General features: G+C 65.0%; 12 protein-coding genes and 1 riboswitch. Of the genes, 8 read left to right on the top strand and 4 right to left on the bottom strand.

The features are described from left to right. The first annotated feature begins 199 nt into the window (after positions 1-199). The 5 genes from ACVIGB_RS39255 to ACVIGB_RS39235 all read left to right on the top strand — a co-directional run bounded on the left by ACVIGB_RS39255 (position 200) and on the right by ACVIGB_RS39235 (position 5,323). Positions 200-1,156 carry an ABC transporter permease gene (locus ACVIGB_RS39255; protein WP_092116606.1) on the top strand — a complete coding sequence of 319 codons (957 nt, stop codon included), beginning with the start codon at positions 200-202 and terminating at the stop codon, positions 1,154-1,156. Continuing rightward, positions 1,122-2,039 carry an ABC transporter permease gene (locus ACVIGB_RS39250; protein WP_092116608.1) on the top strand — a complete coding sequence of 306 codons (918 nt, stop codon included), beginning with the start codon at positions 1,122-1,124 and terminating at the stop codon, positions 2,037-2,039. Before ACVIGB_RS39255 ends, ACVIGB_RS39250 begins: the two co-directional genes overlap by 35 nt. Then, the gene (locus ACVIGB_RS39245; protein WP_456724971.1) at positions 2,036-3,016 is read left to right on the top strand and encodes an ABC transporter ATP-binding protein; all 981 of its coding nucleotides are present in this window, start codon (positions 2,036-2,038) and stop codon (positions 3,014-3,016) included. The genes ACVIGB_RS39250 and ACVIGB_RS39245 overlap by 4 nt, the downstream gene beginning before the upstream one ends. Then, positions 3,013-3,981 carry an ABC transporter ATP-binding protein gene (locus ACVIGB_RS39240; RefSeq protein ID WP_092116612.1) on the top strand — a complete coding sequence of 323 codons (969 nt, stop codon included), beginning with the start codon at positions 3,013-3,015 and terminating at the stop codon, positions 3,979-3,981. Before ACVIGB_RS39245 ends, ACVIGB_RS39240 begins: the two co-directional genes overlap by 4 nt. A gap of 409 nt (positions 3,982-4,390) precedes the next feature. Further along, positions 4,391-5,323 (top strand): IS110 family transposase, encoded by a 933-nt coding sequence (locus tag ACVIGB_RS39235; RefSeq protein ID WP_456718658.1) that lies wholly within the window; start codon positions 4,391-4,393, stop codon positions 5,321-5,323. Between the two features lie 131 nt (positions 5,324-5,454). On the opposite strand, the gene ACVIGB_RS39230 is transcribed toward ACVIGB_RS39235, so the two are convergent. Then, positions 5,455-6,429: a LysR substrate-binding domain-containing protein gene (locus ACVIGB_RS39230; protein WP_456718659.1), complete on the bottom strand. Its 975-nt coding sequence runs from the start codon at positions 6,427-6,429 to the stop codon at positions 5,455-5,457. 99 nt (positions 6,430-6,528) lie between these two features. Here ACVIGB_RS39230 and bla point away from each other — a divergent pair, with 99 nt between their 5' ends. From bla to ACVIGB_RS39215, 3 genes are all read left to right on the top strand, one after another. Next, positions 6,529-7,446 carry a class A beta-lactamase gene (bla, locus tag ACVIGB_RS39225; RefSeq protein WP_456718660.1) on the top strand — a complete coding sequence of 306 codons (918 nt, stop codon included), beginning with the start codon at positions 6,529-6,531 and terminating at the stop codon, positions 7,444-7,446. A 154-nt stretch (positions 7,447-7,600) separates the two neighbouring features. Then, positions 7,601-8,515 carry an ankyrin repeat domain-containing protein gene (locus ACVIGB_RS39220; protein ID WP_456718661.1) on the top strand — a complete coding sequence of 305 codons (915 nt, stop codon included), beginning with the start codon at positions 7,601-7,603 and terminating at the stop codon, positions 8,513-8,515. An 83-nt stretch (positions 8,516-8,598) separates the two neighbouring features. After that, positions 8,599-8,684, top strand: a riboswitch (ZMP/ZTP riboswitch). A gap of 34 nt (positions 8,685-8,718) precedes the next feature. Continuing rightward, a complete protein-coding gene (locus ACVIGB_RS39215) occupies positions 8,719-9,996 on the top strand; it encodes a serine hydroxymethyltransferase (RefSeq protein WP_456718662.1) in 1,278 nt (425 codons plus the stop codon). Positions 9,997-10,101: 105 nt separating this feature from the next. Here ACVIGB_RS39215 and ACVIGB_RS39210 read toward each other — a convergent pair whose 3' ends face one another. From ACVIGB_RS39210 to ACVIGB_RS39200, 3 genes are all read right to left on the bottom strand, one after another. Continuing rightward, positions 10,102-10,668 (bottom strand): c-type cytochrome, encoded by a 567-nt coding sequence (locus ACVIGB_RS39210; RefSeq protein ID WP_456718663.1) that lies wholly within the window; start codon positions 10,666-10,668, stop codon positions 10,102-10,104. 89 nt (positions 10,669-10,757) lie between these two features. Then, complete coding sequence (locus ACVIGB_RS39205) at positions 10,758-12,467, bottom strand: outer membrane protein assembly factor BamB family protein (protein WP_456718664.1); 1,710 nt, start codon at positions 12,465-12,467, stop codon at positions 10,758-10,760. Positions 12,468-12,897: 430 nt separating this feature from the next. Further along, a complete protein-coding gene (locus ACVIGB_RS39200) occupies positions 12,898-14,388 on the bottom strand; it encodes an ABC transporter substrate-binding protein (protein ID WP_456718665.1) in 1,491 nt (496 codons plus the stop codon). Positions 14,389-14,412 lie beyond the last annotated feature (24 nt).

The raw sequence follows: 14,412 nt of genomic DNA, 5'->3' as shown, positions 1-14,412 counted from the left end.
CTCCCCGTTCTTGCGGGGAGCGGGGCTCCGACCGCAAATACCGTGAGAGATGAGTTCTTGGAGAGTCCCCCTCGCCCGGAATTCAAGCTGTGCTTGAATTCCGACCTCTCCCCGCACGCGGGGCGAGGTGAAGCTCGCCTTTCGACTGGAAGCAAGATCAACGTGCTCAAGGTGCGAGCGTTAGCTAGATGATCTCTCGATGAGTCAATATATCCTGCGCCGTCTGATGATCGCGATCCCGAGCCTGCTCGGGATTTCGGTCGTGCTGTTCGTCGTGCTGGCGCTCGCGCCGGGCGATCCGTTCAGCGAGCTCGCGACCAATCCGAACGTGCCGCCCGAGGTACAGGCCGCGCTGCGCACCAAGTTCGGGCTCGACGATCCGATCTACCTCCGCTATCTGCACTGGCTTGCGGCGATGGCGCAGGGCGACTGGGGCTTCTCCTTTGTCAGCCGGATCAACGTCGACACGCTGATCCTGCAGCGGCTGCCGACCACGCTCTACGTGATCGGTTCGGCGCAGCTGCTGGCACTGCTGATCGCGATCCCGGTCGGCGTCTATGCCGCCACCCGGCCCTATTCGCTGTTCGACCAGCTCGCCAACACCTTCGCCTTCATCGGCTTCTCGCTGCCGACCTTCTTCACCGGCATCCTGTTCATCCTGGTGTTCTCGGTGAAGCTGGACTGGCTGCCCTTCGTCTACACCGACGTGCCCGGCAGCGGCATCCCCTGGCTGCTGGAGATGATCCGTCAGGCCATCATGCCGGTGATGGTGCTCGGCCTGTTCCAGGCGGCGTCGATGACCCGCTTCGTGCGCTCGGCGATGCTCGACGTTATCCGGCTCGACTATGTCACCACCGCGCGCGCCAAGGGGCTCGGGCAGGCCAAGGTGATCGTCAAGCATGTGATGCGCAATGCGATGATCCCGGTCGTCACGCTCATCGCGCTCCAGATGCCTGCCGTGTTCGGCGGCGCCATCGTCACCGAGCAGATCTTCCGGATTCCCGGCATCGGTTCGCTCCTGATTTCGTCCATCCTCGCCAACGATACGCCGGTCGTGATGGCCGTGACCTTCGTGTTCGCGTGTCTCGTGGTGCTCTTCAACCTGATTGCAGATGTCCTCTATGGCTGGCTTGACCCTCGCATCTCCTTCCGCTGAGCGGCGCGGCTACTCGCCCTGGCGCGAAACCTGGCGGCGCTACCGCCGGCACAGGCCTGCCGTGGTCAGCGCTGTGCTGCTGCTGCTGCTGATCGCAGCCGTCGTGATCGGCCCGTTCGTCTGGCGGGTCTCGATGAGCGACATCGACGTCGTGGCAGGCATGCAGGGCCCCTCACTGGCGCATCCGTTCGGCACCGACGATCTCGGCCAGGACCTGCTCGCCCGCATGATCTATGGCGGCCGCATCTCGCTCGCGGTCGGCCTCGCCGCGATGCTGGTCTCGGTGTTCGTCGGCACGCTGATCGGCGCGCTCGCCGGCATGTCGCGCGGCCCGCTCGGCTACGCGCTGATGTGGCTGACCGACCTGTTCCTGTCGTTGCCGCAACTGCCGCTGCTCTTGATGCTGATCTATCTGTTCCGCGACGGGCTCAAGGCCATGTTCGGCCCCGAGGGCGGCATCTTCATCCTGATCGTGCTGGTCATCGGCGGGTTACGCTGGATGCCGGTCGCACGCCTGGTGCGCGCCCAGTTCCTGTCGCTGCGCGAAAAGGAATTCGTCGAGGCGGCGCGCGCGCTCGGCGCGAGCCCGGTGCGGCAAGTGGTGCGCCACATCCTGCCCAATGCGCTGGGACCCGTGATCATCGCCGGCACGATCGACGTCGCCGCCGCGATCATCGCCGAATCGACGCTCTCGTTCCTCGGCCTCGGCTTCCCGCCGGATACGCCGACCTGGGGCCGCATCCTCTATGACGCCAAGGACTTTCTCGATATCGGCCCGCACTGGGCGCTGTTTCCGGGCGGCGCGATCTTCATCGCGGTCGTCGCCATCAACTTCATCGGCGACGGGCTGCGCGACGCGCTCGATGCGCGCAAGGTGATCTGATGGCGCTGCTCGACATCAAGGGCCTCAAAACCCATTTCACCACCGACGACGGCATCGTCCAGGCGGTCGACGGCGTCGATATCAGCATCAACCGCGGCGAGACGCTCTGCGTGGTCGGCGAATCCGGCTGCGGCAAGACCGTCACGGCGATGTCGATCCTGAAGCTGATCGCGATGCCGCCGGGCAAGATCGTCGCAGGCGAGATCATGTTCGAGGGCCGCGATCTGGCGCCGCTGACCAGCCATCAGCTCGACGAGATCAGGGCCAAGGAGATTGGCTTCATCTTCCAGGAGCCGATGACCTCGCTCAATCCGGTACTGACCATCGGCGAGCAGATCGCCGAGAGCCTGCGCCGCCACGAGGCGGTGACCAGGAAGCAGGCGCTCGAGCGCACCATCGAGATGCTGCAGCTGGTGCAGATCCCCAATGCCGCGGGCCGCGTGCATCACTATCCGCACCAGTTCTCCGGCGGCATGCGCCAGCGCGTGATGATCGCGATGGCGCTGGCCTGCCGGCCCAAGCTCGTGATCGCGGACGAGCCGACCACCGCGCTCGACGTCACCATCCAGGCGCAGATCCTCGACCTGCTGCAGGACATGAAGGAACGCCTCGGCATGGCGGTGATGCTGATCACCCACGCGATGGGTGTGGTCGCGGAGACCGCGCAGCGCGTCGTGGTGATGTATGCCGGCAAGGTGGTGGAAGAGGCGCCGGTCGACGAATTGTTCGGTAATCCGAGCCATCCCTACACCCAGGGCCTGATCCGTTCGATCCCGCGCATCGATCTCGACGCCGAGCACAAGACCCGGCTGGAAGCGATCGGCGGCTCGGTGCCGATCCTGATCAACCCGCCGCCCGGCTGCCGGTTTGCTTCCCGCTGCAAACACGCCATGAGCATCTGCACCGACCAGGAGCCGCGGCTGCGCGAGATCGCACCCGGCCACCGCATGGCCTGCCACCTCGGAGACGCGTCATGAGCGAACCGCTGCTGCGCGTCAGCAATCTGAAGAAGCACTTTCCGGTGCTCGGTGGCCTGTTGTCGCGCGAGGTCGGGCAGGTCTATGCAGTCGACGGCGTGTCGTTTGCGGTCAACCGCGGCGAGACGCTGGGGCTGGTCGGCGAATCCGGTTGCGGCAAGTCGACCACCGGGCGTTGCGTGCTGCGGCTGATCGAGCCGACCTCCGGCGAAGTCGTGTTCGACGGCCAGAACGTGATCGGGCTCGGCGGCGGCGATCTGCGCGCCATGCGACGCAACATGCAGCTCGTCTTCCAGGACCCGTTCGCCTCGCTCAATCCGCGCATGACGGTCGGCGCGATCCTCGCCGAACCCTTCATCATTCATAACCTCGTGGCGTCAGCCAGCGAGCGCGAGGACCGCGTCGCGCGCCTTCTGGTCAAGGTCGGGCTGAAGGCCGAGCACATGCGGCGCTATCCACATGAATTCTCCGGCGGCCAGCGCCAGCGCATCGCGATCGCCCGGGCGCTGACGCTGGAGCCGAAGCTGATCGTGTGCGACGAGCCGGTCTCGGCACTCGACGTCTCGATCCAGGCCCAGGTCATCAACCTGCTCGAGGATCTGCAGGCCGAGCTGAACCTCACCTATCTGTTCGTGGCCCATGATCTCTCCGTCGTCGAGCACATCTCCGACCGCGTCGCGGTGATGTATCTCGGCCGCATCGTCGAGCTCGCCAAGGCCAGCGATCTCTACCGCAATCCGCAGCATCCCTACACGAAGGCGCTGCTCTCGGCGGTGCCGGTGGCGGATCCCAAGGCGAAAAAGCTGCGCATCCGCCTGAAGGGTGACGTGCCGAGCCCGATGAATCCGCCGAAGGGCTGCCACTTCCACACCCGCTGCCCGATCGCCGAAGAGCGCTGCCGGCAAACCGCGCCCGAGCTGCGGCAAGGCAGCAACGGGCATTCTGTGGCGTGCCATCTGGCGTAGGGCTGATTGCTCCACGGCGCGCTGTTCCCGGACCGTCACCCTTGTAAGTCAGGAGGCGCTGGATCGAATAGAGTGTCCGGTGCGGTAACGGACGGGAGACCGCTTCACCCCAGGGCTTTGAAGCCCGTGCCTCAGCGCGGCGCCCCGTCCGTTGTTCCATTGAACCCGAACAGTCGCGAGGGCCGCCTGGCGAGCCCGGTTGCGCAAGGATGGGTGCAGATGGACGCGATCTTGTAAGTCAGGAGGCGCTGGATCGAATAGAGTGTCCGGTGCGGTAACGGACGGGAGACCGCTTCACCCCAGGGCTTTGAAGCCCGTGCCTCAGCGCGGCGCCCCGTCCGTTGTTCCATTGAACCCGAACAGTCGCGAGGGCCGCCTGGCGAGCCCGGTTGCGCAAGGATGGGTGCAGATGGACGCGATCTATGTTGGCATTGATGTATCGAAAGACCGGCTGGATGTGCATTTGCATCCGAGCGGGGAAGCCTTTGCCGTGGCGCGTGACGGCAAAGGCCTGGAAGAACTTGTTGCCCGTCTTCAGACTTGCTCGCCGACGCTGGTAGCGGTGGAAGCGACAGGCGGCTTCGAGACCATTGTCGCCGCGGCGCTGGCCGGCGCCCAGTTGCCGCTGGTGGTGGTCAATCCGGCCCAGATCCGGCACTTCGCGCAGGCGGTTGGCCAGCGCGCCAAGACCGATCCGATCGATGCGGCGATCATCGCGCGGTTTGTCGAGGCGGTGAAGCCAACGCCGCGTGCGATGCCGGATCAGGAAGCCCGGCTTCTGGCCGAACTTGTCAGCCGCCGGCGGCAGATCATCGAGATGATCGTTGCCGAGCGACAGCGCGAGAAGCGGGCCGAGAATGTGCGCGTTCGCAAGAGCCTTGCCCGCCACATCAAGGTCCTCGAGAAAGAACTGCTGGAGATCGACAACGACATCGACACGCTGGTGCGCGGTTCGCCGATCTGGCGGGCCAAGGAGGAACTGCTGGTCAGCTTTCCGGGGGTGAGCAACACGCTTGCCCGCACGTTCCTGGCCGAGGTGCCTGAACTCGGCACCCTCAATCGGCGCCAGATCGCAAGCCTCGCCGGCCTTGCTCCGTTCACCCGCCAGTCCGGCCGCTGGAAGGGCAAGAGCATGATCGGCGGCGGGCGAGCTGCACTGCGCGCCGGCCTCTACATGGCCGCCCTCTCGGCAAGCCGATATCACCCCCAACTCAAGGTCTTCTATCGACGCCTGTTGGCAGCCGGAAAGCCGAAGATGGTCGCCCTCATCGCCGTCGCTCGCAAAGTCCTCACCATCCTCAACGCCATGCTCAGGGACCAAAAACTATGGCAACCCGCTTGACGAAGAACACAGTCGCTGAGGAGCGCGTAGCGCGTCTCGAAGGGTCGACGGCCACCAGCCGGGCCGTACATCCTTCGAGACGCCGCTTCGCGGCTCCTCAGGATGACGGTGTAAAGAGCCTTGCTCGAAGATTAGCGCCTCGGCTTCTTCGCGGCGTTCGTCTTGGCCTTTGATTTGGCCTTGGTGTTTGCCTTCGGCCGTGAAGCGGGCGCATCCCTCACCTCCTCCGCCTCGCTCGCCTCCGCCCGCAGCGTGTCGAGCAGCCAGTCGCGGAAGGCGCGCATGCCGGGCGTCACCTCGCGCGACTTCAGCCAGGTCAGCCAATAGGACCCCGCCGGCACTTCGGCCGCGAACGGCCGCACCAGCCGGCCGGATGCCAGCTCATTGCCAAACATCGCAGTCGGCACCAGCCCGACGCCGACGCCGCGCGCCGCGGCCTCGGCCATCGCGATCGAACTGTCGAAGATCGGTCCCTGAATCTTCGGGCATGGCGCGCCCGCCACCGCAAACCACAGCGGCCATTCCTCGGCGCGGTAGGAGCGCAGCAAGAACTCTTGCGCGAGATCGGACGGCTTGCGCAGCCGGCCCGCCACGTCAGCGCAGCACACCGGCGAGAGCGGCGCGGACAAAAGATGGATCGCCTCGGTGCCGTGCCACGAGCCGTCGCCGAACCGCAGCGCAAGATCGAGCCCGTCGCCCGCGATATCGACGCGGTTGTTGTTGGTGAGCAGGCGCAGGTCGATATAGGGATGCGCGCGCTTGAAGCGATCGACCCGCTGCAGCAGCCACCCGGTCGCAAACGTCGTGACGCAGCCGACGGTGACGACCTCGCGCGTGCCCTTGGCTTCGATGCGGTCGATCGCCGCACCGATCCGGTCGAGCGCGTCGGTCAGCACCGGCAGCAGCGCCAGCCCTTCGTCGGTGAGCACCAGCCCGCGCGGCAGACGGCGGAACAGGCTCGCGCCCAGCAGTTCCTCGAGCTGCTTGACCTGGTGGCTGATCGCGGTCTGCGTCACGCGCAGCTCCAGCCCCGCGCGGGTGAAGCTCAATAGCCGCGCGGAGGCCTCGAAGGCACGCAGCGCGTTCAGCGGGAGATGCCGGCGCACGGCGTCATGACCAAGTTTTCCTCATGCCTCGTTGTATAAATGATTGTTTGTGCGTCGTCACGCCGTTGGGCAGGTTCGCGCCGCCAACGGAGATAAGACATGCTAACGAGACGGACATTCGGATTGCGCGCGCTGGGCCTTGCGGTGTCCTGCACCCTGCGGCGGCCAAGCGCCGCGGCAGGACCGAGTGCAGCAGCGGGACCAGGCGAACCGGCGCGGCGGCTGCAGGAGGAATTTGCACGCATTGAGCTTGCGACCAGCGGCCGGCTCGGCGTCGCCGCGCTCGACATGGAGACCGGATTGCGCGCGAGCCAGCGCGGCGACGAGCGGTTCCCGATGTGCAGCACCTTCAAGGCACTGGCGTCAGCCGCGGTGCTGCACCGGGTCGACCGCGGCGAATCCAGCCTCGACCAGCGCGTGCAGGTTGAGGCCAAGGATATCTTGGCCTATGCGCCGGTGGCCAAGCAACACGTCGGATCGAGCATGACGCTGTCCGAACTCTGCGAGGCCGCCATTACCCTAAGCGACAATACCGCTGCCAACCTGCTGCTGCGCGAGATCGGCGGGCCTGCCGGCTTCACCAGCTTCTTCCGCACCATCGGCGACAATGTCAGCCGGCTCGATCGCTGGGAGGTGGCGCTGAATGAAGCGGTGCCGGGCGATCCGCGCGACACGACGAGCCCTGTCGCGATGCTGAAGAGTCTGCAGCGCGTGGTGATCGGCGAGGTCCTGCAGGCCGCTTCGCGCCAGAAGCTGGTGGACTGGATGGTCGCCAACAAGACCGGCGACGCCCGGCTGCGCGCCGGCGTGCCCCGCGACTGGCGGGTTGGCGACAAGACCGGCACCGGCGAGCGCGGCACCTATAGCGATATCGGCGTGTTCTGGCCACCCGGCCGCAAGCCGATCGTGGTGACGGTCTACCTGACCGGGGCAAGTGCTCCGATGGAGAAGTGCAACGAGGTAATCGCCAATGTCGCGCGCGCCGTCGCGCATGCGAGCACCGGCCAGACCGGCTAGAACCGCAGGAAAACGCCGCGCGGCACAACGACGCCGCGCGGCACGACTTCGCTGCGCGGCTTGAAAATCGCTGCGCGGCTTGGCAGCAACGAAGGATCATGCGACGCTCAATCCGAATGGCGATGCCGTCAGCAGGCCATACGGAGGACACGTCTTGTATCGCCGCATCGCCCTCGCCGCGCTGTTGGTTGTCGGCTGCATCCACAGCAGCCCCGCGGCGGCCGACCCCGCACGCTGCCGCGAACTGATCCGCAAGTACGAAACCGACAAGGCGCAGCTCAGCGCGGTCGAAATCTCGCTGACCTTGTTTGCGGCGGCCAATGCCGATTGCATCAATCTCGCCACCGCGCTGCTCGATGGCGGCGCCTCGGTCGATGCGCGGGACCGGCTCGGCGCAAGGCCGCTGAGCCACGCCACCCGCTCCGGCCATCTCGACATGGTCGACCTGCTGCTGGCCCGGGGCGCGCCGATCGACGCGCGCAACCTTGCGGGATCGACCGCGCTGTATCTTGCCGCCGAGCGCGGCCATGTCGCGATCGTGCAGCGGCTGATCGACCGCGGCGCCGACGTCAATCTCACCGGAAGTAGCGGCGCTTCGGCGGTCGCGGCCGCCGCCTATGCCGGCAGGGACATGGTGGTGCGCATGCTGCTCGCGCACGGCGCCGACGGCCGCAGGGCCGACGACACCGGCAAGCCGCCGGTCGTCTATGCGGCGGCCGGCGGTCAGCTCGGCATCGTCAAGCAGCTGCTCGCGCTCGACATCGACATCAACGCGCGCTACGCCAACGACCTCACGCTGCTGATGTGGGCGGCCGGACCGGATGAGACCGTGCCGGAGGCACAGGCGCTCGAGGTCGTCGTGTATCTCCTGGACGCAGGCGCCAGGGTCGACGATCGCGATGCGCGGGGACGCACGGCGCTGATGATCGCCGCCGAGGGCAACCATCCGGCGATTGCCAAGGCGCTGCTCGCCCATGGCGCCGATGCGGCGCTAGCCGACAAGGCCGGCAAGCACGCCGCCGATCTCACCATCCTGTCGGCGCTGCGCGAGGAGCTGACGCCGCGCTGAGGCATGACGCGATGGACTCATTAGTTGCGAAAGGTCCGCGGGTCGGCTAGATTTTTCTCTACGAAGAGTCTCCGTGCTCATTCGTCCTATCGCGCGACTGGCGAGCTAACGTGGAATCGACCACGGGGAAGCGCGAAGGGTTCCAACGCCGATCGCCTGGGCAACCAATCTGCTGGAAAAACAGCGTGTTGAGGAGCCCGAGCATGCCGTCATTTTACAACGAACTGTTCATCAACGATCAAGAGATCGCTGCCGCCCTTATAGGGGAAGAGCGCCGTCAACAGGACGGCGTCGAACTGATTCCGTCCGAGAATTACACGTACCCGGAGGTGCTTGAGCTGCTCGGATCGGTCTTCACCAACAAATACTCCGAGGGATATCCGGGACGCAGATACTACGGCGGCCAGCAGTATACCGACAGCATCGAGAACCTCGCACGCCAGCGGGCCTGCTCGCTTTTTCGTGCCGAGCACGCCAACGTTCAGCCGCTTTCCGGATCACCGATGAATCAGGCCGTCTATCTCGGCCTATTGCAGCCCGGCGACACGATTCTCGCCATGGACCTGTCCCACGGCGGTCATCTCACCCACGGCGCGCCGGTGTCCCACATGGGGCGCTTGTTCAACTTCGTTCGCTACAAGACGGCCCCATCAAACGGCGCGATCGATTTCGATGAATTGCGCGCGATTGCGCGTGAAGCGCGTCCGAAGATGGTGTTGTGCGGCTACAGCTCCTATCCGCGCGACCTGGACTATGCGGCGTTCAAGCATATCGCCGACGAAGTTGGCGCGCTCACGATGGCCGACGTGAGCCACTATGGCGGATTGGTTGCCGCGAATGTCATGCGCAATCCGCTTGATGCCGGCTTCGACATCATGACGACGACATCCCACAAGACACTGCGCGGCCCCCGCGGCGGGATCATCCTGTGCCGGAAGGAAAATGCCGGTCGGATCGATGCTTCCGTCTTTCCGGGTTTGCAGGGCGGACCTCACATGAACGTCGTGGCCGGGATTGCCGTGACGCTCAAGAAGGCGGCGACCTCGGATTTCCAGGTTTACGCGCGGCAGGTTCTGCACAACGCAAAGGTTCTTGCCGGCGCGCTGATGGAACGCGGGATGAAGCTGGTCACGGACGGGACGGATAATCACATGATGGTCGTCGATACAGTAGCGTCTGTCGGATTGGACGGGCGAGCAGCCGAGGACGTGCTCGATGCCATCGCCATCACCACAAACAAGCAGGTTATTCCAGACGATCCGCGCCCGCCGCTCAGGCCAAGCGGTATTCGCCTTGGGACACCGGCGGCGACCACGCGTGGCATGGGAGATTCCGAAATGCGCCGTATCGGCGAGTTCATTGCGGGGGCTCTGCAGGCGAACGGAGACGATGCGGTCGTCGCGCGTATCAGGTCGGAGTGCATCGAGATGTGCCGAGCCTTTCCTGTTCCAGGCGTGGTGTCCAGGTCTCGACCGAACTGACCGGTTGTACGGCAACCGGAACTTGACACCCAGATATGTAGAACGAGGTCCGGCGACGGCGCCCACCCTCGATCACCAAAGACGCATATGCGGTAGCCCTGCCCGCTACAGCCCCGCCAGATAGTCCACCAGGGCGGCAAGGTCGTCGGGCGACGTCGCCAGCATCAGGTCGGACATGCCGGGATTGTTGCCGCGCGCGCGGGTGCGGAAATCGGCGATGGTTTTCGCGAGGTAGTCGCGTCCCATCCCGGCGAGCCGCGGCACCGTGCCGTCGCCCTGGAAGCGATCGAGGTGGCAGGCCGGGCAGCCGACCGAGCGGCTGGCGCTGACCGCCTTCTCCGCGACGTCCTTGGGCGCGCGCGGCTGGCCGAGATCGGGCCAGGGCTTCTGCGAGAAATATTCCGCGATCGCCAGCATGTCGTCGCGCTCGAATTGCGTCGCGATCGGCTGCATGATCTCGCTCTTGCGATCGCCGCGCTTGAAATCGCGGAGCTGGATATAGAGATAGCCGGCCTGCTGGCCCCAGATCGTCGGAATGGTCTTGTCGACGGGCTTGCCGTCCTCGCCGTGGCAACCGGTGCAGACCTGCACCTTCTCCTCGATCGTCTCCGCGCGCGCTTGCGCCCCCATCAGCAGCAGCGCGGCGCTGCACATCATCAATTTACCGAACATTGGCTCATCCGAAGAAAACAGAGGCGGGACCGGACCGGTCCCGCCTCGCCGTCAATGCTTGCACGCGCGATGATGCATCCCGCCCCGGCTCAGTCGAGCGTGAAGGCGATGATGTTGTTGCCACGCTTGTAATCGAGCTGGGTGTTACCACCCGCGCCGACCACGACATATTGCTTGCCGCCGATCATGTAGCTCGACGGCGGCGCGTTGACGCCGGCGCCGGCGCGGAAGCTCCACAGCTCCTTGCCGCTCGACGAATTATAGGCCGCGAACTTGCCGTTGCCTTCGCCGGTGAACACCAGGCCGCCGGCCGTGGCGAGGATGCCGCCGATCATCGGCTCGGGCGTCTTGACCTGCCATTTGATCTTGCCGGTGTTGTAGTTGACCGCGGTGATGTTGCCCGACTGCTTCTCGCTCGGGATCACCTTGAAGGCGCCGCCCAGCCACAGCTTGCCGTTCGGATAGGCCGAGCTTTCGACGTGGTACGTCATCGGCTGGTGCAGGTTGATGGCGTAGGCCAGTTCCTGTCCCGGGTCGGTCGCGATCGGCGACCATTCGACGCCGCCATTGGCGCCGGGCAGCATGCGCGCGCCTTCCTTGGTCGGCAGCACCCACATGTTCTCCTGCGGCACCATCGCCTCGGAGAAGCGGATCAGGCTGCAGTCCTTGCGATCGTGCACATAGATGTGCCCGGTCTTGCCGGCATGAATGACGCCGGGAATGGTCTTGCCGTCCTTGTCCTTGACGTTGACCAGCACCGTCGGGCTGACCGCGTCGAGATCCCAGACGTCATGGGCGATGTACTGGAAGTGGCAGACATACTTGCCGGTGTCGAGATCGAGCGCAACCAGCGAGTTGGTGTAGAGGTTGTCGCCGGGCCGGTTCGAACCGTCGAGGTCGGGCGACGGATTGCCGACGACGAAGTAGATCCGGTTGGTCGCGAGATCGACCGACGGGTTCTGCCACACGCCGCCGCCGAGCTTGGCATAGGGATCGCCGATCTTGGCGAGCATGTCCTTCTCGGCCTGGATATTGCGATGCATGTCGCGGCCGGTGGCGTCCTTGGTCGCCCAGACGCCGACAGAGTTCTCCGGAATGGTGTCGAAATTCCACAGCTGCTTGCCGGTCTTGGCGTCATAGGCGCGCACGAAGCCGCGGATGCCGTATTCGCCGCCATTGGTGCCGATCAGCACCTTGTCCTTGACCACGGTCGGCGCCATTGTCTCGCTGTAGCCGAGCTCGGGATCGGCGATGTTGGTGGTCCAGACCACCTCGCCGGTTTTGGCGTTCAGCGCCATCAGTTTGGAATCCAGCGTCGCCAGATAGACCCGGTCGCCGAGCACCTGGACGCCGCGATTGTTGGGACCGCAGCAATAGACGGTGATCGGGCCCATCTTGTGGGCATAGTGCCAGAGCTGCTGGCCGGTCTTGGCGTCGAGCGCATAGACATGGCTGAACGACGTCGTGACATACATCACGCCGTCGACGACGATCGGCGATGTCTCGAGCGACTCCTTGACGTCGGTCTGGAAAATCCAGGCGACGTGCAGGTTCTTCACATTGTCTCGGCCGATCTGCTTGCCCGGATAAAACCGCGTCTGGGCGTAATTTCCGTTGGTGAGCAAGAAGTCCTTGGCGTTCTTGTCGGCGGCGTTGAGCTGCTCCTGAGTCACCGGAGGGACATTGGCGTTACCCAGGACCGACTGCTTCTCCTGCTTGACTTCTTGTGCGATGGCAGCACCGGACAACAGGCCAACGCCGACCGCTGCGGCGAATGCCGCAAGCCCTTTCACGTACATAGTCTCCCCCGTTATTTCTTGGTTGCAGTATCAGGGATGGTGTTTGCTACTTCCCCCTCGAGGCCTGGCCGCCGTAGCGAGCGCACACCGTGGATGGCTTTGGTTGCGCTGCAATAGATGATCAAAAAAAGACAACGACAGGTATCGATGGACGGGTTCCATGTTAGCGCTGTCCTTCACAAAGACAACCGATGCGCTCAATGCGAAGCCGGAACCGCATGCGTTCGCGCGCCCGAAGTGCTGCGACCGCGGGCTTGCATCAACCTGAGCAATATCGGTGGCTTCCGGCGCCTTCGCGCATCGCCGGACACATTCGCCTTCGCAGGCGCAGCACGCAAAATGAGACTAAGCGTCAAGCGACGGCGTCGCGCGAGGTGCGGCGCCGGCTGAGGCCATTGGTCTCCGCCGGCGCGATCGCCTTCTACCAGAATTACTCCCAAGCCCAGGTCGAGAAATCATTCTCGAACTGCGGCACGTCTTTCCACACGCCCTTCAGCTTCTTGCTGGCGATCGTGATCAATTGCGGCTGGAACAGGAAGCCGGCGACCGCATCGGTTGCCAGCATCCGCTGCGCGTCGCCGAGCAGCTTCGCGCGGCCGGCCTCGTCGGGCGTCGCCATGATCTGCTGATAGAGCGCGTTGAACGCCTCGGACTTGTAGCCGAGATAGTAATCCGGCTCGGTCAGCTTCACGAGGTCGAACGGCTCGACATGCGCGACGATGGTGAGGTCGTAATTGTGCGGGCCGGTGAAGACCTGCGACAGCCATTGCGCCCATTCGACGTTCTCGATCTTGGCAACAATGCCGACCTTGGCGAGCTGGGCCGCGAGGACCTCGCCGCCCTGCCGCGCGTAGGACGGCGGCGGCAGCTTGAGGCTGAGCTCGAGCGGCGTCTTGACGCCGGCCTCTACCAGCAGCTTCTTGGCCAGTTCAGGATCGTAGGGGTTGATGCCGGTGGTATCGACATAGCCGAGCGATCCCGGCGTGTAGAAGCTGCCGATCGGCGTGCCGAAGCCGTCGACCGCACCGTCGATCATCGCCTTGCGGTCGATCGCGGCCAGGATGGCGCGGCGAACGCGGACGTCGTCGAGCGGCTTCTTGCGCTCGTTGATGCCGACGATGGTTTTTGTTCGCGAGCCGCCGATCAGCACATTGAAGCGCGGATCGGCCTTGAACTGCGCCAGGCTGCGCGCCGCCGCAACCCGCGGAAAGGCGTCGACGTCACCCGACAGCAGCGCCGCGACCTGCGCGGCGGGATCGCCGATGAAGCGGATCGTCACCTTGACGAGCTTGATCGCGGCGGCGTTGCGATACTCCGGCCATTTGACCAGCGTGATCGACGAACCCTTGGCCCAGCTGCCGAGCGTGTAGGGTCCGGTGCCGACCGGCTGCGTCACATCGGTCGGCGCGCTCTTCGGCTCGACGATCGAGCCCGACGCCTGACCGAGCAGGAACGGCAGGTTCGGCTCGGAATACTTCAGCGCGACAACGATCGTCTCCGGGTCCGGCGCCGTCACCGACGCGAACGCCTGGTACAGGCTCCTGTCCTTGTTGGTCGAGGTTGGCGCCGCGGCGCGGTCGAACGTAAACTTGACCGCCGCGGAATCGAACGGCTCACCGTTGTGGAATTTGACGCCCTTGCGGAGCTTGAAGGTGTAGGTCTTGAGATCGGGCGAGGCTTGCCAGCTCTCGGCGAGCAGCGGCGACACCGAGCCGTCCTCGTTGATCTTGGTCAGCGTCTCATAGACGTTGTAGAGCGTGACTTCGGCGATCGCCGCGGCCGCCGCGTTGGTGGGATCGAGTCCCGGCGGCTCCAGCGTCATGCCCATCACGACGCTGTCCTTCTTGCCCTGCGCGAGGCTCGGCAGCGGCGCTGCGGCGAGCGCGACAGCGGTCGCGACGATGCACAATTTCCTCAACATTGGTCTGCTCCCCGGACGTGCTCT

This window comes from Bradyrhizobium sp. USDA 4341 (genome assembly GCF_054063755.1).
Note: the sequence above shows the minus strand (reverse complement) of the source record. Positions and strands in the feature narration are given on the sequence as shown.